Annotated in this window: 21 protein-coding genes and 1 riboswitch; of the genes, 12 read left to right on the forward strand and 9 right to left on the reverse strand. The window is 64.5% G+C overall.

Annotated features, from left to right (window positions below; genetic code table 11):
* From GH737_RS01695 to GH737_RS01715, 5 genes are all read left to right on the forward strand, one after another.
* The coding region (locus GH737_RS01695; RefSeq protein ID WP_196232919.1) for a TIGR02466 family protein at positions 1 to 394 on the forward strand (394 nt) is incomplete at its 5' end.
* A gap of 38 nt (positions 395 to 432) precedes the next feature.
* A riboswitch (TPP riboswitch) is annotated at positions 433 to 567 on the forward strand.
* The gene (gene thiC / locus GH737_RS01700) at positions 559 to 2400 is read left to right on the forward strand and encodes a phosphomethylpyrimidine synthase ThiC (RefSeq protein WP_155263133.1); all 1842 of its coding nucleotides are present in this window, start codon (positions 559 to 561) and stop codon (positions 2398 to 2400) included. It overlaps the preceding riboswitch by 9 nt.
* Positions 2401 to 2566: 166 nt before the next feature.
* Positions 2567 to 3463 (forward strand): hypothetical protein, encoded by an 897-nt coding sequence (locus GH737_RS01705; protein WP_155263134.1) that lies wholly within the window; start codon positions 2567 to 2569, stop codon positions 3461 to 3463.
* On the forward strand, positions 3456 to 4352 hold the full coding sequence (locus tag GH737_RS01710) for a nucleotidyl transferase AbiEii/AbiGii toxin family protein (protein ID WP_155263135.1): 897 nt from the start codon (positions 3456 to 3458) through the stop codon (positions 4350 to 4352). Before GH737_RS01705 ends, GH737_RS01710 begins: the two co-directional genes overlap by 8 nt.
* A gap of 129 nt (positions 4353 to 4481) precedes the next feature.
* Positions 4482 to 4913: a cupin domain-containing protein gene (locus GH737_RS01715; RefSeq protein ID WP_155263136.1), complete on the forward strand. Its 432-nt coding sequence runs from the start codon at positions 4482 to 4484 to the stop codon at positions 4911 to 4913.
* 7 nt (positions 4914 to 4920) lie between these two features.
* Here GH737_RS01715 and GH737_RS01720 read toward each other — a convergent pair whose 3' ends face one another.
* Positions 4921 to 5373, reverse strand: a complete 453-nt coding sequence (locus tag GH737_RS01720; RefSeq protein ID WP_155263137.1) for a YaiI/YqxD family protein — start codon at positions 5371 to 5373, stop codon at positions 4921 to 4923.
* A 102-nt stretch (positions 5374 to 5475) separates the two neighbouring features.
* Between GH737_RS01720 and GH737_RS01725 the strand changes: the two genes are divergently transcribed.
* Entirely contained in the window at positions 5476 to 5853 is a 378-nt protein-coding gene (locus GH737_RS01725; RefSeq protein WP_155263138.1) for a DUF7662 domain-containing protein, read from the forward strand.
* Between the two features lie 23 nt (positions 5854 to 5876).
* Here GH737_RS01725 and GH737_RS15965 read toward each other — a convergent pair whose 3' ends face one another.
* Together GH737_RS15965 and GH737_RS01730 are read right to left on the reverse strand one after the other, a co-directional pair.
* Positions 5877 to 6005, reverse strand: coding sequence for a hypothetical protein (locus tag GH737_RS15965; RefSeq protein ID WP_275401939.1), 129 nt, complete (start codon positions 6003 to 6005; stop codon positions 5877 to 5879).
* Positions 6006 to 6092: 87 nt separating this feature from the next.
* On the reverse strand, positions 6093 to 6269 hold the full coding sequence (locus GH737_RS01730) for a hypothetical protein (protein ID WP_155263139.1): 177 nt from the start codon (positions 6267 to 6269) through the stop codon (positions 6093 to 6095).
* 456 nt (positions 6270 to 6725) lie between these two features.
* Between GH737_RS01730 and GH737_RS01740 the strand changes: the two genes are divergently transcribed.
* Genes GH737_RS01740 through GH737_RS01750 form a run of 3 tightly spaced genes read left to right on the forward strand, consistent with a single transcriptional unit; the run spans position 6726 to position 10761 of the window.
* On the forward strand, positions 6726 to 8846 hold the full coding sequence (locus GH737_RS01740; protein WP_155263156.1) for an alpha-glucuronidase family glycosyl hydrolase: 2121 nt from the start codon (positions 6726 to 6728) through the stop codon (positions 8844 to 8846).
* The gene (locus tag GH737_RS01745; protein WP_155263141.1) at positions 8834 to 9214 is read left to right on the forward strand and encodes a hypothetical protein; all 381 of its coding nucleotides are present in this window, start codon (positions 8834 to 8836) and stop codon (positions 9212 to 9214) included. Before GH737_RS01740 ends, GH737_RS01745 begins: the two co-directional genes overlap by 13 nt.
* 41 nt (positions 9215 to 9255) lie before the next feature.
* Positions 9256 to 10761: a tryptophan halogenase family protein gene (locus GH737_RS01750; protein ID WP_155263142.1), complete on the forward strand. Its 1506-nt coding sequence runs from the start codon at positions 9256 to 9258 to the stop codon at positions 10759 to 10761.
* Here GH737_RS01750 and GH737_RS01755 read toward each other — a convergent pair.
* On the reverse strand, positions 10758 to 12113 hold the full coding sequence (locus GH737_RS01755; RefSeq protein ID WP_155263143.1) for an MFS transporter: 1356 nt from the start codon (positions 12111 to 12113) through the stop codon (positions 10758 to 10760). The genes GH737_RS01750 and GH737_RS01755 overlap by 4 nt on opposite strands.
* 119 nt (positions 12114 to 12232) lie before the next feature.
* On the opposite strand from GH737_RS01755, the gene GH737_RS01760 reads away from it, so the two are divergent.
* Genes GH737_RS01760 through GH737_RS01770 form a run of 3 tightly spaced genes read left to right on the forward strand, consistent with a single transcriptional unit; the run spans position 12233 to position 15140 of the window.
* Entirely contained in the window at positions 12233 to 13651 is a 1419-nt protein-coding gene (locus tag GH737_RS01760; RefSeq protein WP_196232920.1) for a carboxylesterase/lipase family protein, read from the forward strand.
* Positions 13651 to 14397, forward strand: coding sequence for a GDSL-type esterase/lipase family protein (locus GH737_RS01765; protein ID WP_155263145.1), 747 nt, complete (start codon positions 13651 to 13653; stop codon positions 14395 to 14397). Before GH737_RS01760 ends, GH737_RS01765 begins: the two co-directional genes overlap by 1 nt.
* On the forward strand, positions 14394 to 15140 hold the full coding sequence (locus tag GH737_RS01770) for a class I mannose-6-phosphate isomerase (RefSeq protein WP_155263146.1): 747 nt from the start codon (positions 14394 to 14396) through the stop codon (positions 15138 to 15140). Before GH737_RS01765 ends, GH737_RS01770 begins: the two co-directional genes overlap by 4 nt.
* Here GH737_RS01770 and GH737_RS01775 read toward each other — a convergent pair.
* From GH737_RS01775 to GH737_RS01795, 5 genes are all read right to left on the reverse strand, one after another.
* Positions 15130 to 15996 carry an ROK family protein gene (locus tag GH737_RS01775; RefSeq protein ID WP_155263147.1) on the reverse strand — a complete coding sequence of 289 codons (867 nt, stop codon included), beginning with the start codon at positions 15994 to 15996 and terminating at the stop codon, positions 15130 to 15132. The two genes, GH737_RS01770 and GH737_RS01775, sit on opposite strands and share 11 nt — an antisense overlap.
* Positions 15993 to 17513 (reverse strand): tryptophan halogenase family protein, encoded by a 1521-nt coding sequence (locus tag GH737_RS01780; protein WP_155263148.1) that lies wholly within the window; start codon positions 17511 to 17513, stop codon positions 15993 to 15995. Before GH737_RS01780 ends, GH737_RS01775 begins: the two co-directional genes overlap by 4 nt.
* Positions 17510 to 19021, reverse strand: coding sequence for a tryptophan 7-halogenase (locus GH737_RS01785; protein WP_155263149.1), 1512 nt, complete (start codon positions 19019 to 19021; stop codon positions 17510 to 17512). Before GH737_RS01785 ends, GH737_RS01780 begins: the two co-directional genes overlap by 4 nt.
* Positions 19018 to 20562, reverse strand: coding sequence for a tryptophan halogenase family protein (locus tag GH737_RS01790; RefSeq protein ID WP_230558571.1), 1545 nt, complete (start codon positions 20560 to 20562; stop codon positions 19018 to 19020). The genes GH737_RS01785 and GH737_RS01790 overlap by 4 nt, the downstream gene beginning before the upstream one ends.
* A 163-nt stretch (positions 20563 to 20725) precedes the next feature.
* Positions 20726 to 24283, reverse strand: a complete 3558-nt coding sequence (locus GH737_RS01795; protein WP_196232921.1) for a TonB-dependent receptor — start codon at positions 24281 to 24283, stop codon at positions 20726 to 20728.
* Between the last annotated feature and the right edge of the window lie 404 nt (positions 24284 to 24687).

Consider the following 24687-nt stretch of genomic DNA (forward strand, 5'->3'; position numbering starts at 1 on the left):
GCTCGATCTCGCGAGTGCTCACGCCCAGCGCGGCGACGGCTCCGCCCCGCCGTGGAAGGTCGAGGCATGGGCCAATGTCAGCGGCCCCGGCGCGTTCAACATGCCCCACGTCCACGGCGGGACCTACTGGGCCGCCGTCTACTACGTCCGCGTCGGCGAGGGCGAAGGCGGACAGCTCGTGCTCCACGACCCGCGCATGCCCGGCCTGAGGATGCACGCGCCCGGCGTCCGCTTCCGCAACCTCGGCCCCGAGCTTCGCGCCGACATCCGGCCAAGGGAAGGGCTGATGGTGCTGTTCCCCGGCTGGCTGTCGCACAGCGTCGAACCCTGGCAGGGCGGCGGCGAGCGGATCTCGGTGGCGATGAACGTCCGCGTCGCGCACCCCCACGGCTGACGCGAGGCTGGCGCCGCCGCCGGCGCGGGGCTAAGGCCGACTCTTCCCCGGGGAGCCATTCCCGCCGAGATTTTTCGAGGCGGCCAACTACTGGCTGAGAGGCGGCAATCCGGCCGCGACCCGCTGAACCTGATCCGGCTAGCACCGGTGGAGGGAGAGAGAAGATGGGCGACGCCCCAGCCAGAACCGAGTTCAAAGTCACCACCGGCCCGATCCGCGGCTCGCGCAAGATCCACATCGGCGACCGCAGGGTCGCGATGCGCGCCGTCGACCTCGAGCCGTCGAGCGGCGAGCCGCCGGTCGTCCTCTACGACACCAGCGGCCCCTACACCGACCCGGCCAGCCGAATCGACATCATGGCTGGCCTTTCCGAATTGCGTGCCGCCTGGATCCGCGCCCGCGGGGACGTCGAGGAAGTCGACGCGAGGGAAACGCGCCCCGAGGATAACGGCCAGCTAGGCCCCGACAGGTCGGGCGGGGTCTCGCCCTTCCCCAACGTCCGCAAGCGCGTGCTTCGCGCCAGGGCCGGCGCCAACGTGACCCAGATGCACTACGCCCGCCGCGGAATCGTCACGCCCGAGATGGAATATGTCGCCATCCGCGAGAACCTCGGCCGCGAGGAGCTGCTCGTCACCCGCGACGGCCAGGACTTCGGCGCCTCCATCCCCGACTTCGTTACGCCCGAGTTCGTCCGCGACGAGGTCGCCCGCGGCCGCGCCATCATTCCCGTCAACATCAACCACCCCGAAACCGAGCCGATGGCGATCGGCCGCAACTTCCTGGTCAAGATCAACGCCAATATCGGCAACAGCGCCGTGGCTTCCGACGTCGCGGCCGAGGTGGACAAGATGGTGTGGGCGATCCGCTGGGGCGCCGACACGGTCATGGACCTCTCGACCGGCCGCAACATCCACGACACCCGCGAATGGATCGTCCGCAACTCGCCGGTCCCGATCGGCACCGTCCCCATCTACCAGGCGCTGGAGAAGACCGGCGGCGTCGCCGAGGACCTGACCTGGGAGATCTACCGCGACACGCTCATCGAGCAGGCCGAGCAGGGCGTCGACTATTTCACCATCCACGCCGGCGTGAGGCTCCCCTACGTGCCCCTGACCGCCAAGCGCGTCACCGGCATCGTCAGCCGCGGCGGCTCGATCATGGCCAAATGGTGCCTCGCCCACCACCGCGAGAGCTTCCTCTACGAGCGGTTCGACGAGATCTGCGAGATCATGAAGGCCTATGACATCGCCTTCAGCCTCGGCGACGGCCTCCGCCCCGGGAGCACCGCCGACGCCAATGACGAGGCCCAGTTCGCGGAGCTCTACACGCTCGGCGAGCTGACGAAGAAGGCGTGGGCGCACGACGTCCAGGTGATGATCGAGGGCCCCGGCCACGTGCCGATGCACAAGATCAAGGAGAATATGGACAAGCAGCTCGCCGCGTGCGGCGAGGCGCCCTTCTACACCTTGGGCCCGCTCGTGACCGATGTCGCGCCGGGCTACGACCATATCACCAGCGGTATCGGCGCCGCGATGATCGGCTGGTTCGGAACCGCGATGCTCTGCTACGTCACGCCCAAGGAGCACCTCGGCCTCCCCGACCGCGACGACGTGAAGGTCGGAGTCGTCACCTACAAGCTGGCAGCCCACGCGGCCGACCTCGCCAAGGGCCACCCGGCGGCGAAAGCGCACGACGATGCGCTATCGAAGGCACGCTTCGAGTTCCGCTGGCGCGACCAGTTCAACCTGTCGCTCGACCCCGAAACCGCCGAGCAATATCACGACCAGACGCTCCCGGCGGAAGGCGCCAAGACCGCGCATTTCTGCTCGATGTGCGGCCCCAAGTTCTGCTCGATGAAGATCACGCAAGAAGTGAGAGATTTTGCTGCGAAGCAGAATGCGCCGCTTAAGCAATCGCTCACCGTCAAAGAAGCGGAAGCCGGGATGGCGAGGATGTCAGAGTCTTATCGCGAGGGCGGGGATTTGTACGTCCCCATCGTTCCGTAAGGTCTGATCACGCACGTTAACTCATATAACTCTACACGCGTATCCCCATATATACGTCCTAAGGACGTATATATGGGGATACGCTCACTTGTCAAGCATGTTCGTTTGACAACATGTACGCAGCGTCCTACCCTCACGTCCTAAGGACGTGAGGGTAGGACGCTGCATGGAAACTGCCAAGCCATTTGTTGACCGCAAGCGGATGACGAACCTCGCCGAGGCGGTTGCAAACAAGCTACGCTCTGCGGGTCGGCCTGTCGTTGCCGATGTCGAGATCATTCGCGCAATGGAAGAAGTGTATGGCGAAGGGAAAGTCCGATATTTACGCGGCGACCGACCTACTCTCGGGGCTTTCGATAGAACTCGATCAATTCTCAAGGCCGAAAAAATCATCGGCCGAGACGCCGATTATCGAAGATTTTGGCGCGTCAACACGGTTCCCGATCGTTCGGCCGATGAGATTGTTTGTCTGGTCGACCAGACCGTCTACATCTCTCATCTGTCCGCTATGCAAACATATGGCCTAACCAATCGACGGCCGACAGACCTATATCTCACTCGATCCGATGACGCATATTGGCGGACGACAAGGGCAGAAATTCTTCAGCGTTCGCCGGAATACGATGAGTTTGGTTTCAAATTGCTAAGAACGCACCATCCGAGCTCAGTTCGCGGTAGGCGCCTATCAACGCTCTCAACGAAGTGCTTCGGGCGCTTCACACAATTGCGAAACTCGTTCGCGCGCATTTCCTCCATCGGGCAGACATTCTACGACATGCTTTCCAGCCCAGAGCTGTGCGGGGGAATGCCACACGTTTTGGACGTCTTCGAAGACCATGCACCCAAATATCTCGAAGAAATAATAGAAAACGTCGATGAGGGCGAAAGCCAAATCGTCAAGGTACGGGCCGGCTACATACTAGAGGAAAGACTTGGTGTACGAGACGGCAAAGTACAAAAGTGGACCTCATTTGCGCAGCGCGGCGGCAGTCGCATTCTCGATCCACAAAAGCCATTCAGCCCCGCGCATTCCGAAAAGTGGATGATCTCGATCAATGTCTGATCCGGAGAAACAGGAAGAAACACTAGAGGTCGACCTGACTGAATGGAGTGCTGCGGCAGCTGGAGACCCGCAGGTCGAACGAGAACGGGAAGCCACTGAGGTGTTTCTCGCCGCGCTAGGCATGACGAAAACATGCCACAATAAAATTTACCTCAAAGGAGGGATTCTCGTAGGAGCGATATACGCGAGCGGACGCAACACGGCCGACTTGGATTTTTCAACAACAAGCACGCCGGACCTCAAATTCCCAGAGCGACTAAGTGACGAACTCGAAGAGGCGTTCCCTCGCGCCGCGGCGCAGCTAGGCTTTCCCGGACTTCGACTCAGAATGCAGTCAGTTAAGTTTCGTCCGCGTAAAAACAACTTCACCGAGTCTGATTTTCCCGCTGTCGAAGCGAAATTCGCGTACGCCTATGTTGGGTCCAAGCAGGAAGCAGGTCTCGACGCCGGTACGTGCGCTGATGTCTTATATGCAGACATCAGCTTCAATGAGCCAATATCGTGCGTTCAGTCGGTCAAAATGAAGGGCGTAGATGCAGAGATATTGGTTTATTCTCTGCATGACCTTGTTGCGGAAAAATTCAGAGCCCTTCTCCAGCAGGTGACGCGAGATCGTTACCGGAGGCAGGACGTTTTCGACCTCTACTACCTAATCAATAACGCCGACGTCGAATCCATCCCCAAGGCGTTACTGTTGCAAACGTTTCAAGAGAAATGCCGCTCCCGGGGCATCGAACCGACGAAAACATCTCTGGAGAATGAGGAAGTCAGGCGGAGGGCGTCGAGCGAATGGGACACCCTCTTGCAGGAGGTCGATGAGCTCCCAAACTTCGAAACTGCGTACCAGGCGGTCGTCGAACTTTACTATTCCCTGCCTTGGAAACACTGATCAAGCCGCACCGATCTACCGCGGGTGCCGGCAATTCGGGGGAGACAAATCCTGACACAATGGTCTCGCTGAACTTCGCCATGTAAACTCGCCGCGCGCCACCACGGCGCAGAAAGATCGGGGGGTCTTATGAAACTGACGCTTGCCTTAGTCGCCGCTTCCGCTTTGCTTTCGCTCGCCACCATGGCCCAAGCCGCGCCACCAGTCGCCGAACCACCGCCCGCCACCACCGGCCCGGTCGACGGGCTCGTCTCCTCACCCGGCAACTTCAAGCTGCTGCTCGAGAACGAGCATGTCCGCGTCCTCCAATACACCCTGCTCCCCGGCGCGCTCGACCATTGGCACACGCACCCGCCGCGCGTCGGCTATGTGCTGTCGGGCGCGAAGATCCGGGTGACCGAGGCCGACGGCACGCACCAGGATTATGACGAGAAGACCGGCGACACTTACTGGGGTGAGTTCTCCCCGCTCCACGACACGCTCAACATCGGCACCACGCCCTACATCGCGCTGCTGGTCGAGGTGAAGGACACGCCGGCCAAGGCGCCGCCGGCGAAGTAGAACCGCATCATTTCCCCAACCGCACCAGCGCCTTGTCGAGCGCCTGCAGGAACCGCGACCGGTCGGCCCTGGCGAACGGCGCCGGCCCGCCGGTCATGCCGGCCCCGGCCCTCAAGTCCGCCATGATCGCCCGCGTCGCGATCGCGCCGCCGATGCTCGCGCTCGTGAATGGCTTCCCGTTATTGCCGATCACCGTCGCGCCCTTCTTCAGGCAGCGGTCGGCAAGCAATATGTCGCCGGTGACCACCACCGTCCTGGCGTCTGCCGCTTCCACGATCCAGTCGTCCGCCGCGTCGAACGCGTCCGACACCAGCACCCGCTCGATGAGCGGATGCTCGGGCACGCGCAGCCATGAATTGCTCACCACCCGCACCGGCACCCCGCGCCGGTACGCGACGCGATAGACCTCCTCCTTCACCGGACAGGCATCGGCGTCGACCAGGACTCGGAGAGGACTCATCCAGTTCTCCAGCGGCATGGGAATCACCTCAGCATCCGCCTCTTGCGCGATAGTATGTCCTAAAGTATGTACTTTTCGTCGGTTGAACACGGGAGCGCAGTAATGCCCAAATACGATCGTTTAGGAGAGCATCTGTCCGGCCTTGGCCGGGATTCGAGCCGTACGTTCAGCTTCGATCGAATAGAAGCAATCCTCGGCTTCACCCTACCCAAGAGCGCGCGCACATATCAGGCATGGTGGGCGAACCAGGTCGGCGGCGGCCATGTTCAAGCCAATGCATGGCTGGACGAGGGTTGGCGTACCGAGCAGCTGTCCCTCACGCGCCGTCAGGTGACCTTCACACCGGTGGCCATCCCACGAGCGCCAAAGGGCGCGCGCGGCTCCGCCTTGGCCGGACTGTCGATCGACGAAGCCAGGCGAGCGGTTGCACTCCGATATCGCGTCCGTCCCGAGCAAGTGGAAATCGCCGTTCGGACTTGAGCAGGCAAACAGACCGCACGCTCCTAATCGTTCTTCAGATTCTCCAGGCCGCGCTGGCCGCCCTTCTGCGATGGCTGCGAGGCGTTGGTCTTGACCTTGGCCTTCTTGGGCTTTCGCGCTTCCTTGCTCGATCTCTGCTGGCCCTTGGCCATGGCTGCTCTCCTGCGGCGCGGGAATGCGCTGCTTCGGCGGGCTTATAGCCGTTCGGGGGCGCCGTTCCTATCCGCTTGGACCTGCGATCAGGCCTCGGGCGGCTGCGCGAACCGCTTCTTGAGGTCGGCCCGGATCGAGGCGCCCGAAAGATGCGCGTCGATGTTGGTATAACCTTCGTGCCTCAGCGCCTTCCTGATCTCCTCGACGCTGGAGAAGTCCGGCGCGAGCTGGAAGGCGCGTTCGATGATGTGCGGCGTTTGCATCTGAATTCCCGGAAAATTTCGTCCCCGTCACAAACGCACCGGATGGCCGTTCCGTTCCGGCTGTCCGCCCGGCGCGACCATCCGCCATGCTCGACAAGGCAGTGCCTTCCGGTCGAATGTGGCGGCCATCCGTCGACTTTGCATGGCAAGCCGTCGCCGCGAGGCATAGCATCCGTATCGCCCGTCCAAGGGGACGCATCGTGTCCACGCCTCGCCTGGCCCTGTTGTTCGCGTTCGGCCTGATTGTCGCCGGCCCGGCGATCGGCGCGGCTGCGGCCCCGCCGCGCATCGGCAAGCCGCGGCCGGCGCCGCGACGGCAGCACTCGCGACCAGCGCGGCTCCGCCGGCGAGCGCCTGGCGGCGACTGAGCTCCATCACCCCTCCTATGATAGCGCTACCAATGCTAGGCTGCCGCGGGTGTTGTCAACGACTCCAATTCGGCTGCTGCCGTTCGTGATGCTCGTCCTGGCGCCGGGCGCGGCAGCGGCGGAGGACGGCTACGACCTGTGGCTGCGCTACCGGACCGTCGAAGCCCAGTGGCGCGCCGCATATGCGGCCCATGCCACATCGATCGTCGACGAGTCCCGTTCGCCGACATCACGCGCCGCAGCAGAAGAACTTCGGCGCGGCCTCCTCGGAATGCTCGGACGTCCACCGGCCACTCGGCTGAGCGACGGCGCGATCATTCTCCGTACCTCCACGCCCTCGCGGCTCAAAGGAGCCGGCGATGAAGGCTATTGCCTGAAGAGCACGCGCATTGACGGTCACCCGGTCACCTTCATCGCAGCGAACCGCGACATCGGTCTGCTTTACGGCGCCTTCGCGCTCCTGCGACTAATGCAGACGCGCTCGCTTTCCGCCCGCCTCGACCTGTGCGACGCGCCGGCGGTCCCGCTGCGCATGCTCGACCATTGGGACAATCTCGATGGCACGGTCGAACGCGGCTATTCCGGCCGCTCGCTGTGGGACTGGGAGCGGCTGCCCGCGATCGAACCGCGGCTGATCGACTATGCTCGCGCCAACGCTTCGATCGGAATCAACGGCGCGGTTCTCAACAACGTCAACGCCGACGCGCGAATTCTCACGCCCGAATATCTGCGCAAGGTCGCGGCGATCGCCGAAGCGTGGCGGCCGTACGGCCTGCACGTGTACCTGTCGGCGCGCTTTTCGGCGCCCGAGGAAATCGGCGGCCTGACGACCGCCGACCCGCTCGACCCTCGCGTGCGCGCCTGGTGGCGAACGAAGGCCGACGAGATATATCGCCTGATTCCCGACTTCGGCGGTTTCCTCGTCAAGGCCACTGCCGAGGGCCAGCCGGGGCCTCAGACCTACGGCCGAACCCATGCTGACGGCGCCAACATGCTCGCCGGCGCGCTCGAGCCGCACCGCGGCACCGTGCTGTGGCGCGCGTTCGTCTATTCCGACGCGTCCGAGCAAGACCGAGCGAAGCAGGCCTATGCCGAGTTCGCGCCGCTCGACGGCAAGTTCGCGCCGAACGTCATCGTCCAGGTGAAGAACGGCCCGGTCGACTTCCAGCCGCGCGAACCCTTCCATCCCTTGTTCGGGGCGATGCCGAACACGCGGCTCGCGATGGAAGTGCAGATCACCAAGGAATATCTCGGCGAGAGCACGCACCTCGCCTACCTCGGCACGATGTGGTCGGAGGTGCTGCGCAGCCGCACCGCGCGCCCCCATCCGTCGTCCATGGTGGTGGACTCGCTGTCGGCGATCGCCGGAGTTGCGAACGTCGGGAGCTATCGCAACTGGAGCGGTTCCGATTTCGACCAGGCCAATTGGTACGCGCTTGGGAGGCTTGCGTGGGATCCATCGGCCGATCCGGCGGGGATCGCCGAGGATTGGACTAGAATGACCTGGGGCAACGACCCGCGGCTCGTCAGGCCGGTCGTCGCCATGATGATGAAGTCGCGGCAGGCAGTGGTCGACACCATGACCCCGCTCGGCCTCTCCCACCAGATGGCGAGCGACCATCATTATGGTCCCGGACCCTGGGTCAGCGACCAGCCCGCAGCGCTGTGGAACCCGACCTATTACAACCGCGCCGATGCAGGCGGCATCGGCTTCGACCGCACCCCCAGCGGCAGCGATGCCGTCGCTCAATATGCGCCAGCGGTTGGCCGCTGCTTTGCAGACTTGAAATGCGTCTCCGACGACGATCTCCTGTGGTTCCATCATGTGCCGTGGACTTATCGCATGCGCTCCGGAAGTAGCCTTTGGAACGAACTCATCGGCCGCTATGACCAGGGTCTGGCGGCGGTCGAGGAGATAAAGCGCGAGTGGAATCTGATCCGCCCGCTGGTCGATCCTTCCCGCCACATCGCGGTTGCCGCGAAGCTCGACCGGCAAGCCGTGGAAGCGCAATGGTGGCGCGACGCCTCGATCGCTTACTGGCAGAGCGTCTCCCATCTGCCGCTCCCCGCGGGAACCCGCGCGCCGCATCGCGATCTAAACTGGTATAAGGCGATTCACTTCGATACCGTGCCAGGCTTCCTGACCCCGGGGACCGGCCGGCAGCCGTCGTGCGTTCCACCTGCAGGAGGCCCCCCATGCGCGCTTTGATGATCATCGCCGCCGCCGCACTTTCGCTGAGCTGCTCCCGCCCCGTCACGCCGCCCGGAGCCGCGCTTGCGCAGGAAACCGCCGGACGCGTCGCCGGCCCGCCGCAGACCTGCATTTCGAGCAACCGATCCGAGAATCTGCGCGTGCTCGATCCGCAGACTCTCGCTTACGGCTTTGGGCGCACCATCTACATCAACCATCTGCCGGCCGCATGCCCGGGCCTCAGCATGTTCAACACGATCATCGTCGAGGCCGATGACGGGATGCAATATTGCCGCAACAACCGTATCCGCGCGCTCGAGCCGGGAGCCATCATCCCCGGCCCGACTTGCGTGCTCGGCGACTGGGTGCCGTACACGCGGCCGTAGCGAGGGGTTTCATCCGCCCCCAAACGCCCTAGTGATCGCGAATGGCTGAAGCAGGGGCAATCCGGCGCATCGTCGTGGTCGGCGGCGGTACCGCAGGGTGGATGACCGCCGCGGCGCTGTCGCGCTTCCTCGGGGGGAGCGGCCGGCGCATCGTACTGATCGAATCCGAAGCCATCGGCACGGTCGGCGTCGGCGAAGGCACCATCCCGCCGATCCTCGAATATAACCTCCAGCTCGGGCTCGACGAGAGCGAGTTCCTTCGCGAGACCCACGCGGCGTACAAGCTCGGGATCGAGTTCGTCGGCTGGACCATTCCGGGCGAGCGCTACTTCCACCAATTCGGGCAGATCGGCCGTCCGCTCAACGGCGTACCGCTCCACCAGCTGTGGCTCGCTCATCGGAGCGAGCCCTCGGTCGGGCCGCTCGCCGCTTACTCGATGACGGCGGCCGCTGCCGCGCGCCACCGCTTCGGCCATCCGTCGCCCGATCCGTCCGATGCGCTGTCGCAGATCGCCTACGCCTTCCACTTCGACGCGACCGCCTACGGCAAGTTCCTCCGCCGCTACGCCGAAGCGCGCGGCGCCGAGAGGATCGAAGGCCGCATCGTCGGCGTCGAGCAGGATGGCGAAACTGGCATCGTGACCGGCGTCACCCTCGAAGACGACCGACGGGTGCGCGGCGATCTGTTCATCGATTGCTCGGGCTTCCGCAGCCTGCTGCTCGGGCAGCAGCTCGGCGTGCGGTTCGAGGACTGGTCGCACTGGCTTCCGTGCGACCGCGCGGTGACGGTCGGGTCCGAACGGACCGAGCCTCTCCTCCCCTACACGCGGACGACGGCGCATCCCGCCGGCTGGCAGTGGCGAATCCCGCTCCAGCACCGCACCGGCAACGGTCATGTCTATTGCAGCGCCTTCATGGAGGATGACGAGGCCGAGCGGATCCTGCTCGACACGCTCGACGCGCCGCCGATCGCGGAACCGAGGCTGCTGCGTTTCAAGGCGGGTCGGCGGAGCAAGGCATGGGAAGCGAACGTTATCGCCATCGGCCTCTCTTCCGGCTTTCTCGAGCCGCTCGAATCGACCAGCATCCACCTGATCCAGCACGGCATCCAGAAGCTTCTCAGCCTCTTCCCGAGCCATGGCGTCAGCCCGGTCGAGCGCGACGAATACAACCGCGCGATGGCGAGCAGCTACGAGCCAACGCGTGACTTCATCATTCTGCATTATTTCGCGAACATGCGCGGCGAGCCTTTTTGGAGGCGGATGCGCGAGATGGAGCTTCCGGACTCGCTCCGGCACAAGATCGAGCTGTTCCGAGAGCACGGGCGCGTGTTCCGCTACAACGAAGAATTGTTCGACGTGCCAAGCTGGGTCGCCGTGATGCTCGGCCAGAACATCATCCCCGCCAGGGCCGACCCGCTCGCGACCGCGCTGCCCCAGTCCGAGGTGCTGCGCGCAATGGCGGAGCTGCGCGGCTCATACGAAAGCGCGGCCGAGCGGCTTCCGCTCGCGAGCGAGTATATCGAGCGGCGGATCGCTGCCGGCTAGTGAATCGTCGCTGCCGCCGGCTCTTCGCTCAGGTGAATGCGCGCGCGGTAGGAGGCGAGCGCGAAGGCGCACAGCACCGCGTAGCAGGCCGCGGGCACGATCAGCGCGAAATGGTAGCTGGTCAGCTCCGACATCTTGCCGACGACAAGGGGGATGAGCGCGCCGCCGACGATCGCCGTGCACAGCAGGCCGGACGTTGCTTCTACGCTCGCGCTCGACCGCTCGAGCGTGATCGTGAAGATCACTGGAAACATGATCGAGTTGAACAGGCCGATGGACAGCGCGACGAAGCCGGCACCGACGCCGCCGACGAAGACCACGTAGAGGCACATCAGCGTTGCGATGGCCGTGAAAGCGGCGAGCAGCTTGGGCGCGGAGACACGTGCCAGAAGCGCGGAGCCTATCGCCCGTCCGACCATGGCGCCGCCCCAGTAAAATCCGACGGCCTTGCCCGCTTCCTCGACCGAAACGCCATGAACGCCGTCGCTGCCCATGGTCGCGCCGAGCAGCGGGACGCGGAACGGCGCATCCGAAAGGCCCCAAATCGCGTTGTCGTTGAGGAATGCGGTCATCTGGGTGCCGATCGCGACCTCTGCGCCGACGTAGAGGAAGATGGCGATGCCGCCGAAGATCGCCCAGCGCGACGAGAAGGCGTCGGCGATCACCGCGCCGAGGCCCTGGCGGTTCGCGTCGCGCTCCTCGGGCAAGGCAGCAGTGACGGTACGGCGAAGCAGCCACATGAACAGGGTCAGCGCGGCGATCAGGCCGCACAGCCAGAAATAAGCCGTGTCGATGCCCCCGAGCGCGTTGGCGCGCACCGCATCGGTGACCACCACCCCCTCCTTGACCTCGACGCCCTTTAGGAAAAGGTGCGCTCCGAGGATCGGGGCTATGAAAGTTCCGAGCGAGTTGAAGGTCTGGCTCAGCGTCAGTCGGAAGTGGCTGCGGGCCGGGTCGCCGAGCGCCGCGACCAGCGGGTTGGCAGCGACCTGCAGGATCGTAATTCCGCTCGCCAGCACGAACAATCCGACCAGCACCAGCGGGAAGATCGCGACGTTGGCGGCAATCAGGATGATCAGGCAGCCGACGATCATGGTCACCAGCGCGGCGACGATCGAAGGCATCGGGCGGAAGCGCTGCAACAGCACCGCGGCGGGAAATGAAATAATCCCGTAGGCAATGAAGAAGGCGAAGGCGATGAACTGCGCTTCGAAGCGGCTTAGCGTGAAGATGCCCTTCACCGCCGCGACCAGCGGATCGTTCAAGGCGGTGATGAAACCCCAGGCGAAGAACAGGCATGTGACGATGATGAAGGCGCCGGTGACGCCGGCCGATTGCCGCTCTTGCTGCACGTTGATCCCTCTCGAATTTGCGCGGCAGATTGGCAGCGAAAAATGGGTCGCACAAGCGGCGCGGTTAGCGCTAACTCTGCCCTATGCGACATCTTCTCTTTGCGGTCTTGGCAACGTTGATGAGCGTGCCGGCACGGGCGCAAGTGGTGCCGGTCGACGGCGGCTCCGTCCGCGGGTCGGAGTGGAACGGCGGACATCTATTCCGCGGCATCCCCTTCGCCGCTCCTCCAGTCGACAAACTTCGCTGGAAGCCGCCGCAGCCGGTCATTCCGTGGAAGGGCGTGCGCGACGCCACGGCTCAGCCGCCCTCGTGCATCCAGAACAGCCAGGACTGGAACTATTCCGACTATCTGATCGGCAACGAAGATTGCCTGACGCTCGACGTCCGAACGCCGTCGATGACCGGCAAGCTGCCGGTGCTGGTGTGGATCCACGGCGGCAGCAATCGCGCCGGCGGGCCGAACGACATCGTGCTGTCCGACGTAGGCAAGCAGGCGGTGATCGTCGGAGTCCGCTACCGGCTCGGAATCTTCGGCTTCCTGTCGCACCCGGCGTTGACCGCCGAGCAGGGCGGGTCTGGCAATTACGCGATCATGGACCAGGTCGCCGCGCTGCGCTGGGTGCACGACAATATTGCCCGGTTCGGCGGCGATCCGGCGAACATCACTATAGCCGGGGAGTCGGCAGGATCGCAGGACGTCAGCCTGCTGCTCGCCGCGCCCGCCGCCCGCGGCCTGTTCCAGAAGGCGATCATGGAAAGCGGTACGCCTGGCTTCGGAATGCCGTTCAGATCACTCAAAGATGCCGAGCGGATCGGCATGCAGGCCGACGACCTGCTCAAGGCCGCCGGAAGCATCGAGAAGCTGCGGGCGATGTCGGTTCCGGCGCTGCTCGCCATCGACCTGAAGCTGCACGACGAAGCGGCGGTGTCGGACGCAATGATGTGGCTTCGCACCACCGTCGACGGGAAGCTGTTGCCGAACGACCCGCGCACGCTGCTCGAGCAAGCGCCGCCGCGGCCGGTGATCGTCGGCACGAATCGGCTCGAGTTCGGGTCCGACCGCGCCCATCGCGATCAGCTTATCGCCTTGACCTTCCGCCGTAACGAGGCGGCTGCCCGAGCTTATTACCATGCCGACAAACCCAACCCGCCCGACGATCCGCGCCTCGGTAGCCTCGACGAGCAGATCGGCACGGACATCACCTTCCGCTGTCCGGCGCAGCATGTGGCCGAACTGATTTCAGGCAAGGGCGCGCCGGTGTGGCGCTACGAATTCGACGCGGCGCCCCATAGGGGAAAGACTTCCCACGCGGCTGAGATCCCCTATGCGTTCGGCGATTCTCACTTCGCGAATGGCCTTCAGCTCAAGCCTTACTGGATCAACTTCATCCGCACCGGCGATCCGAACGGTGGCGACCTCCCGCGTTGGCCGCGATTCACGCCCGCCGCTCCGGCACATGTGCTGTTCGACGATTCCAGCGTGACTCCGCTCGGCGCGCTTCGGCCAGAAATCTGTTCGCTGACGGAGTGGCTGTGATGCCATTCAACCGGCGCAATCTGATCCGCATCGCGCTGGCCGCGCCGCTGATACTGGCATCGGGCGCGGCCTGGGCCAAACAGAAGATGCCGCCGGGCGCAGACTGGAACAGCTGGTTCCACGGCTGGTTCGGCCGCGACTTCGGAATGGTCGGCTATTACGCCGACGATAATGCAGCGCTGATCGCATCGAACGCGCCGGTCGACGTTGTCTTCATCGGGGATTCGATCACCGAAGGGTGGCCCGACAAGCGCCCCGGCTTCTTCACGCGCGGGCGCATCGACCGCGGCATCGGCGGGCAGACGACGTCGCAAATGCTGCTGAGGATGATGAGTGACGTGGTCGCGCTCAAACCGCGGGCAGTGCACATCATGGGGGGAACCAATGACATTGCGGGCAACACCGGGCCGATGACCGCGCAGATGAGCGAGGACAATGCGCGCGCGATGACCGACATCGCGCAGCGGCATGGGATCGAGGTGCTCATCGCGTCGGTACCGCCGGCGGCGAATTTCCCGTGGGCGCCGGCGATCGAGACGCGCGGCGCGATCGCGGAGCTGAACCGGCGCCTCCACCGCGTCGCGCATGAGACCGCCGCGACGTGGGTCGACTACCATCCTGCGCTCGACGACGGCAGCGGCGCAATCAAGCCCGGCCTCGCCTCTGACGGCGTTCACCCGACCGAAGCGGGCTATGACGCGATGGCGACCATCGTCGAGCCGATCCTGCGGCGCGTGCTCGCATGAAGCTCGAGCGGCGCTACGTCGAAAAGCCGTGGGGCAGGACTCAGCTTCCGCCGATGTTCGACGCGCCAGGCGGCAAGCGGATCGGCGAGGTGTGGTTCACCGGCGCGGGCGAGCAGCCTTTGCTGGTCAAATATCTCTTCACCAGCGAGCGGCTGTCGATCCAGGTCCATCCGGACGACGAGCAGGCGCGCGAGCGCGGGCTGGCGCGTGGCAAGAGCGAGTGCTGGACCATCCTCGATGCCGAGCCCGGCTCCAGCCTCGGCCTGGGGTTGAAGCTCGAAGTCTCGTCCGACGAGCTCCGCGCTGCCGCACTCGACGGCTCGATCGAGGAGCTGATGGACTGGCGGCCGGTTCGCGCCGGCGACTTCTTCATGGTCCCGGCAGGGACGATCCACGCCGTTGGCGCCGGGATTTCGTTGCTCGAATTCCAGCAGAATTCGGACGTGACCTACCGCCTCTACGACTACGGCCGCCCGCGCGAGCTTCATCTCGACGATGGCATCGCCGTGGCGCGCTCGGAGCCCTATCCCGAAACCTTGGCGCAGCACGTGGAGCCGAACGACCGGCGGACGCTTGTCGATGGCCCTCAATTCGTCCTGGTTCACACGGACAGCGATGCGCTCGAGGACCGGGAGCGGTGGGTAATTCCGCTCGACGGAGCGCACGCCGGCAACTGCTTGCTGCTGCAGCCGGGGGAGCGCTTCGAATCCGACGGACGAATGCTGATCGGCGCTACGGCCTGACGGTCATCGCCAGCGCAATTGCACCGAGCGGTCCTGCATCCCGGCCGAGCGCCGGCGCCCGCAAATAGGGCGCTCCAGCCGGCAATGTCATGTACCCGTTGAGGCTCTCGACCAGCATCGTCTCGATGCGCCTGAGCAGGTGCGGCTGGTTGTCGAGAACGCCGCCGCCGACCGCGATCGCACGCGGCGCTGCGGCGCACACGATCGTGTGGCAGAGCTGAGCGAGCGCCCACGCGACCGACTTCCATAACGGATCGTCACCCGCAAGTCCGGCCACGTGCTCCGTACCGACGCGCGCGATCAGCGACGGCCCGGCGGCGAGTCCTTCGACACAATCACCGTGGAACGGGCACGAGCCAGCGAACTTGTCGCCTTGCAAGCGGGCGACGCGGATGTGTCCCATCTCGCAATGTGCGAAGCCGCGCATCGGCAAGCCATTGGCGATCAGTCCCACGCCCACGCCCGTGCCGACGGTCACATAAGCGAAATCCTGAAAGCCGCGCCCCGAACCCCAGCGCATCTCGGCCAGCGCGGCGCCGTTCACATCGGTGTCGAACGCCGCCGGCACTCCCGCAGCGTGCCGCAGCGGTCCGAGCACGTCCGTTCCCGCCCAACCGGGCTTCGGCGTACTGGTGATGTGCCCGTAGGTGGCGGATTGCGGATCGAGATCGACCGGCCCGAAGCTGGCGATGCCGAGCGCTTGGAACTGCCACCTCGACAGGATATTCGCTATCGCGCCGAGCGTCTCCTCGGGGCTGGTCGTCGGTACCGTCTCGCGCGCAAGCACCTCGCCGGGACCTGGGGCGAGAATCGCCACGCATTTCGTCCCCCCGAGCTCGACCCCCGCGTAGGTCAAGCGGCCGTCGTCACCGGCCGCGCGGCGCAGCAGCTGCGGATGAAATCGGCGTGCGACGGCAGGCCGTCGACGCGTTGCCTGATGGCCGAGCGGATGCGCGACAAAGTCAGTTCGAGATCATCCTCCGACATTGCGTCCGCCAGCGGGTGGTGCCCGGTCGGCACCAGCCCCTGCCCGTAAAGGATCGCGAACCAGCTGACCTCGCTGAAGATGTCGGCCCATCTGGGCTTCACCTCGCCGCGCGCCATGAACAGCTCGAGCTTCTCGGCGAGGCTGCAGGGGATGCTCATATGCTTGCAGTAGCGCCAGAACTCCGTGTCCTCGCGCTCGGTCACCTTGTAATGCGCGATGATGAAGTCGCGGATGGTCTCGTACTGGAAGCGCATCTCGTCATTGAACCGGTCGATCAGGATCGGGTCCGGCTCGCGCTGCGGGAAATAATCGAGGAATTTGGTGATCGCCGCCTGCACGAGGTGGATGCTGGTCGATTCGAGCGGCTCGAGGAATCCGCTCGACAGCCCGAGCGCGAGCACGTTCTTGACCCAGTGCGCCTTGCGTCGGCCCGCCTTGAAGCGGAGCACCTTCGGCTCGGCGAGCGCGGACTCGCCGAGCGACTCCATGAGCTGGGCTGTAGCTTCGTCGTCCGAGATGTAGCTGCTGCAGAAAACGTAGCCGTTGCCGGTGCGGTGCTGGAGCGGGATTCGCCACTGCCAGCCGGAGTCGCGCGCGCGGGCGAGGGTGAACGGTGTCGGATCGGTCATGCGCTCGGCCGGCACGGCGGCCGCGCGGTCGTTCGGAAGCCAATGGCTCCAGTCCTCGAACCCGGCCTTGTAGACCTGCTCGATCAACAGCCCACGGAAGCCCGAGCAGTCGATGAAGAAGTCGCCGCGGACACTGCTTCCGTCGGCCATGTCGACCGCTTCGATGCAGCCCGTCTGACTGTCCTGGCGGACGTTGACGACCTTGCCTTCCTTGCGGACGACCCCGCGCCGTTCCGAATAGCGGCGCAGGTAAGCGGCATAAGTCGAGGCATCGAACTGGAAGGCGTAATTCACGTTGGGTTGATTGCCGCCCTGCGATGGGGGAGTGCGGCCGAACTTGCCGAGCCGCGCAGCCTGGGCTTCGGCGCTGAAGCGCAGCTGATCGGGATCGCCGCCCGACTGCGCCCAGCGCAGCCAGTATTGGATGAACGAAATCCCGGTCCTCAGGTCGGCACCGAGCAATCCGAAATTGTGAAAGTAATTATGGCCGACATTCCGCCAGTCGACGAACTCGATCCCCAGCTTGAACGTCGCATTGGTTTCGCGGACGAACTCGTCCTCGTCGATGCCGAGCAGCTTGTTGAACAGCTGGATTGGGGGGATCGTCGACTCGCCGACTCCGACAGTGCCGATCTCTTCGGATTCGATCAGCGTGATGCGATGCTGCTGCGTGCCGACGCATTTGGCGAGCGCCCCGGCGGCCATCCAGCCCGCCGTGCCGCCGCCGACGATGACGATGTCGCGCAGCGTGTTCATGCCTGCCCGCTCACTCGTGCCGGCGTCGGCTGATCGATGCCGAGGAAATGCTCGACAGACGGCATTTGCCTGGCGATCGCCGCAACGCCGCGCAAGCGTTCCTGCACCTTCTGGATATGCGCTTCATCGGGAAGCCCATCGACACGGGGATCGTAGCCCTTGGGAATGATGCCGCTTCCGAGCAGGAGGCTGGCCCACGCCTGTTCGAAAAAGCTCTCGTCGTCGGTCAGCGGAACCAGCGCGCGCGCGTCGAACATATCGACCTTGCGCTGGAGCCCCGGCGGCATCCGGGTTTCACGAACCTCGTCCCAGAAGGGGTCGTCGTAACGACGGTTGAGGCAATAATGAGCGGCCTGGAAGTCGCGAAGATTGGTTGCAAACGAATTGACCGAGCGGTTGTACGCCTCGGATTCCGGGAACTCGCCGGCGGCCGCGGGGAACATCGCCATCAGATGCGAGATGCAGCCGTGGGTCGTGTGCAGGTCGAGCGCGTCGATCGGTTCGAGCGTGATTGCCGACTGACCGACCGCGACGCAATTGCCGATCCATGGCCTCTGCTGCATGCCCGGACGAAGCTCGCTCACTACCGCATCCCCGCCGACCGGCATGCGCGAAACCACGCTCGCGAGCTCGACCACTTCCGCATCGCCGATCGCGCCCGAGCTGTAGGCCGCAACGATGGCGGTGCGGTCCTGCAGCGGGAACAGGCCAACCCAGCCGCACTTGAAAGCGGAGATTTGGCTGAACGCGGGCAGGCTCGGCAACCGCGGCCCGCTCGCCGTCAGAAGCCTGTCGCACGGCAGCCACTCGCTCCACGGCTCGAACCCGGCGCCGCCGAGATTGCCGATCAGCCGCGCCTCGGGACCCGACGCGTCGATGTACAGGTCGGCGGCGATGCGCGTCCCGTCGGCAAGGTCGATCCCGGCGATGCGGTCGCCCTCGACATCGACGTTGCGCAGGCCGGCGGGCGCCCCTTGCGCGCCGAGTCGGAGCGCCAGCTGTTTCGCGAGCTCGGCATAGCGGGGGGCATCGAGATGATAGCCGTAGCTCGCGGAAGGCGGCGCCAGCTCGCTCGGCGGAACGGGCACGGCATTCAGCCGGGCGCAGGCGGTCCCGAGCGAGAAGTCTTCGAGCCCGACGCGCAGCCCCTCGAGCATGCCCTTGGCCCAATATTGGGTGAACGGCAGGTCGCCGCCTGGCGGCGGCTCGTCGTCATAGGCGACGAAATAGGGCGGCGCGCCCTTCGCCCAGTTGGAGAACCGCTGCGCCACCATCGGAACGGCATTGCAGACCTGGAGGACCAACCGCTCTTCGAGGCCGAGCAGCCGATGCATCGAAGCAATTGAGGGAACGGCGGCATAGACGTCGACGTCGGCAAGGCGCGTTTCCTGCTCCACCACACGAACCGTCACGCCGGTGCGGCCGAGCGCGCGCTGCACGGCGGCAGCGGCAAGCCACACCGGCGCATCCCTGCCGACGACCGCGACGGTCTGGACCCGCCCGCTCACAGCCGCGCTTCGACTTCGTGGAGCAGTGCGTCGCTCGCCGGCTCGGCACTGGCGTAACGCGCGAGCAAGGTCGCGTGCTTCGGCATTTCGTCGACCCGATCCCGAATGTCGCCATGTAGCTCGTCGAGCTCACCGAGGAGCCGGTCGAGCGGCATCGCGTCGGCGAGGGGGTTGTAATGCTCCGGCCTCAGGCCCTGGCCGAGATAGACGGCGAGCCAGCTCGGCGGCGTGAACAGCCCCTCGTTGTACTGCTCGAGAATGCCCGAATGGCGAAACAGGCGCATTTTTCGATGCAGGCTGTCGGGCACCTCCATGGTCCGGCAGTAGCGCCATAGCTCCGTGTCGTCGCGGCTGTTGAGGTGGTAGTGAAGGATCAGGAAGTCGCGGATGCGCTCATATTCCACGTCGATCCTGCGGTTGAACTCGTCGGTCAGCCTTTGGTCGTGCCGCTTTGTCGGAAGCAGTGGCAGCAGGTGCATGATCGCGATCTGGACGAGGTAGATGCTCGTCGACTCGAGCGGTTCGAGGAAGCCGCTCGACAGGCCCAGCGCAACGCAATTGCGCTCCCAAGACTTCAGCCGGCGGCCGGCCTGGAATTTGAGCAGGCGCGGCTCGGCGAGCAGCGGCTCGTCGAGGCTTTCGAGCAGCTCTTCGCGCGCCATGTCCTCGTCGATGAAGCGGCTCGAGAAGACGTAGCCATTGCCGGTGCGATGCTGCAGCGGGATTCGCCAGCGCCAGCCGGCATTCATCGCCGCGACGCGCGTGTAGGGCGTCAGGTCGCCGCAGCGCTCGGTCGGGACAGGCAGCGCGCGGTCGCAGGGGAGCCAGCGCGACCAGTCGTCCCAGCCGACTCCGAGCTTGTTGGCCAGCAGCAGCGAGCGGAAGCCGGAGCAGTCGATGAAGAAATCGCCTGTGACGCGATCGCCCGATTCCATCAGCAGCGCGCGAATGTCGCCCGTGTCGACGTCCTGCTCGACGTCGCGGACCTTCCCCTCGATGCGGGTGACGCCACACGGCTCGGCGATATGCCGGCGCAGATATTGCGAATAGAGGCTCGCATCGAAATGGTAGGCGTAGGCGAAGGTCGAGTTGATCGTCCTCTTGCCCGTCGGCGGGAAATCGAAGCGGTTGGCGCGCGCGGCCATGCACGCGAACGAGAATTCCTCGAGGTCCCAGTTTCGGCCGGCGGCCAGCGAACGCAGCCACTGCTGGTGGAAGCCGAGGCCCGCCTCTGCGCTCCCGTGGATTCCGAACGGATGGATGTAGCGCGAGCCCTTCGCGCCCCAGTCGACGAAATCGATGCCGAGCTTAAAGGTCGCCTTGGTCGCCCGCATCATCTCGGCTTCGTCGAGGCCGATCGAATCATTGAAGTTCTTGATGTGCGGCAGGGTCGCCTCGCCGACCCCGACGATCCCGATCTCGTCCGATTCCACGAGCGTGATCCGGCAGCGGCTCGGTGGCAGGAGCGAGACCAGCCCCGCAGCCGCCATCCATCCCGCGGTGCCACCGCCGAGGATCACGATTTCGAGGGGTTGGTTCACGCTCTGCTTTTGTCCCGTACCAGGTCGAAGGGCTACTTGAGGACGCCGTTCCGGTCACGCTCTTTTGAGCACAAGAAAATGGGGCGTCGCTTCAATCGAGCGACGCCCCCTTTGACTTGACCATCGCAGAGGCCGGTTGCCCGACCCGCCGCGATCGTCGGCGCTAGAATCCGCGCTCCGGCATCGCGGCGGGCGGAGGCGGCGGCGGGACCGGGCACGCATCCGTCGCAAGCACTACCGATCCATCTGCGCACGTCTGTGTCGCCGGCGGAGCCACCGGTGGAGGCGGCGGCGGAGGCGGCGCAACGAACGCCGGTGGCGTCGGCCCCTCGCCGGAAGCCATCTTCCAGCGGACGCCGACGATGAACCGCCGATCGTTCTGGAACCAGCCGTTTGGCGTCAAAATGTTTTTGCCCTCGAGGCTGTCGACATCGGTGAGCTGCTGCTGCAGCACGGTCTTGGTGTTCAGGAGGTTGCTGCCCTCTAGGCTGAACTCGATCGCATCGTTCAGACGGTACCGGACGGATGCATCGAGGAATCCGGACGCCTTCTGCCAAACCGGCAGATAGACGCAGCAGTCAACGACCGTCACGAGATACTTGGACCGCCAGTTGTAGGCGACGCGCGCCGACACTTTGCCTTTGTCGTACATGCCCACGAGATTGTACGTGTACTTGGACAGGCCCTCGAGCGAGCCGGGCTGTAATGCCGTACCGGCGTTGCCCGGGTTGGTCTGATTGCCTCCAGTGCTTCCCACTGGAGTCAGTCCCGAGTTTGGAACGCCGCTGTTCTTCACATAGGTGAAGTTCGCCTGCACGCCGAGACCGCTGAAGGCGCCCGGCAGGAAGTCGAAGAAGCGCTGATAATCGACTTCGAAGCCTTTGATCTTCGCGCCCTTGCCATTCGCCGGCCCGGTAACCTGTACCGTCCGCGTCGTGCCGCCATTGGCGAATTGCTCGTCGAAGGTGCCGTATTGAATGTAGTTGGTGAAATTCTTGTAGAAGGCGGCGACGCTGAACTGCCCGACATTCCCGAAATAGTTTTCTAGCGAGAGGTCGAACTGCCACGCTTCCGAAGGCCTCAAATAGGGATTGTAGGCGTTGGCCGTGTAGAACGGATTGACGCCGATCGGTTGCCCGTTGGTGCCCAGGACCCATCGTGAATCGCTCAGATCGCTTCCGTTCGGCAAGCCGAGGCCGATCGCCGTGAAGTTTTTGAGCAGCCCCATGTCGGGCCGCGAGATCGCCTTGGATGCCGCAAAACGCAGCAACCACTTCGGAGAGAAATCCAAGCGGATGTTGAAGCTCGGCAGGAAGTGATGGAACTTGTTCTTCGCGTTGACCGACGTTCCGCCACCGCTTGCAAAGGCAAGGTCCTCAGCGCCGAGATAGCAAAAGGAGGGATAGAAAGCACCGCCGGTCGGCGGCGCTTCGAAATCCGGATCTCCCGGAATGGGCGCCGAGCCCTGCAACCCACCAGTAACAACCGGCACTCTCGGGCACAGAGTTTGATTGAGGCCCGGAATGGTCGCGTATCGGACGAAACCAGCACTCTCATCGCGCGTGCCGACGTAGCGCAATCCGATATTCCCGCTAACCTTGATCGTTCCGAGCAAGGCATCCGGACCACCGAACTTGATCATTGCGTAGGCGGCCTGCGTCTTCTCGTTGACGTCGGCGATCTCATCCGGCGAGAAGCAGCTGTTCGGCAACTCCACGGGGGTTGCTCCGAGTTGTCCGTCCCGCTGACAGATCGGAATGAAGGTACCAACACCAGTCAGCTCCTGGCTGAACAGGTCGGCCTTGTGATCGTTGAGGAAGTCGAAGGGTACGAACGGGAACTTGCCGAGATGGCCGCCGAAGAACGACGTGCCGAAATTGTCCATCTCATAGAAGCCGGCAGGATAGCCCTTGAATGTTTCCCCGGTGGCGGGGCAGGTGCCACCCGCGGGGCTGTCGATGTTCCAATAGGGATGCGTTGCGCCGCAATCAGTCCAGGTATTGGCGACGTTCTGCCAGTTGTAGGTGCTCCACTGGACTAGCTGCTTGCGGTCCGAATATCGCGCGCCGAACTTGAGGCTGCTGAGCCATTCCGTATGGAAGTCGTACTGGCCGTCACCGCGCAGCGCGAGCTCGTGGCCCTTGCTGTCTTCAAGGTGATCCATGACCGAACGCAGATACCAATTGTTGGGGTTCTCCAGGCCGCCCGCCGACTGATTGACGTTGGTCGGCGGGAGGTGCTCGATGCGCGGCAAGTCGCCGGTCGCGTCAAACGCCACGTCGGCGAAGGAATGCATCTCAATCGAGATATCGTAATTGTCGACCTTCGACTTCACGTACTGCCCATCGAAGTTGAAGTGCAGGTCGTTCGTCGGGTCCCACTTGAGGTTGAGCGCAGCGTCCTGCGTCATGTTGCGGTTCTGGTTGATGCGGCTTCCGGTGCCGACTTCCGGCGCATAGCTCGGGTGACCCGGCGCGTAGAACGTGCACTCCGGCGCCGACCCCCAGCTGTAGCAGGCCGGGAACATCGGGCCGCCCTGGTCATTGGCGCCGAAGCCGGTGGTGCCCGGCGGGTTGCCCCACCAGAACTGGCCGTTGCTTGCATCGCGACTGACGGTGCCGCTCTGGAAATTGCCGTTCGAGTCGAACGTGAAGTCGGGCGACCCCGGAGCCGGCACGGGAACGCGCCCACTGAGATTGCCGGGCCCGTTGAGCGGCCCCTCGATCCGGGTGCGGACGTTGAATCCGTAAAGGTCGGGGCCGAGCCCCCAGTCGCCGAACGAGCGCTCGCGCCAGTTGTTCTTGTAAAGCGAGCGCAAATATTGCGCCGTGGCGAGCACCTTGCCGCTGTTGCTCTTCCACTGACCGGCAGCCGCGATGCCGTAGCGCTTGCGGTCATATTCGTTGTTGAGGAAGTTGATCGACGCCGGGAAGAAAGTCAGCTCGGGCCAGTCCGGAGCGCCATTCTCGACGATTGCGGTACGGCCATACTGGATGCCTTGCGAGCGCGTCTTGACGTGCGAATAGGCCACGTTGGCCATGATCCCGAATTCGCCGCCCTCGGTCTGCCAACGGTTGCTGTAGAAGCCATTGACATCGGGCGTCCATTTCTTGTCGAGATCGCCGTAATTGGCGCGCGCGCCGACCTGGATCAGCTGGCCGCGCGCGTCGAACGGAACGCGCGTGCGAAGGTCGACGGATCCGGCGATGCCGCCCTCGATCATGTCGGCGGTCTGGTTCTTGTAGACGTCCACGCCGCCGAGGAGCTCGGGCGTGATGTCGGTCCAGCTCAACCCGCGACTGCTGTTCGCGCTGAACGTGTCACGGCCGTTGAATTCGGAGCGGACCTGGGGAAGGCCGCGGATGATGACGCCCGACGGCTCGGCCGAGAAGTGCGCCGTGTCGCTGGTGGCAGCGAAGCGGTTGACGGTAATGCCGGGGATGCGCTGCAGCGCTTCGGCGACCGACTTGTCCGGGAATGCGCCTATGTCGGTCGCAGTGATCGAGTCGACGACGGTGTCGGCGTTCCTCTTGATCTGCTGCGACGTGCGCAATGCGCGCCGCTGACCGGTGACGATGATCGCGTTCTTTTCGGGGGCGCTCGGCGGAGTCGTCTTGTCGGTGTTGGTGCTCTGGCTCAGCGGAGTGGCCTGGTCCTCCTGCTGCTGCTGTTGCTCCTGCTGCTGTTCCGTCTGGGCCAGCGCTGGCCCGGCCTGAAGCATCGCTGCGCCGAGAACCAGTGTCGATGCACCACAACGCAATAGGCGCGCAGTCCGAGCCGAGCATCCGAACATACTTTTCTCCCCTCGATCCCGTTTCCGGGGCCCCCGAGTCGGAGGAAGTGGTAGCGCTACCAAAAGGACCTACTAACAAGCGCCGCGGTGCATATTTTTATGCTTTCGCGGCGCGAGACCGTGGTTGTCGCAACTCTCCCCAACCCACTCTCGTGAGCAGCATGCATTCGTATGCAATCTGTGGCGTCAGTCAATCCGTCCATGAGGCGCGACGAAATTGGGCGCCCGTCGTTGCGCAGCGGCAACAGGTGGCCGCGTGCATGTTGGGGAGCCGACGTTCGCACGATCTGTTAGCGCTATCTTGCGCCGCCGCCGCCGCCGCTTGAAATAGC

The organism is Sphingomonas segetis, assembly GCF_009720245.1.
GTDB lineage: Bacteria > Pseudomonadota > Alphaproteobacteria > Sphingomonadales > Sphingomonadaceae > Sphingomicrobium > Sphingomicrobium segetis.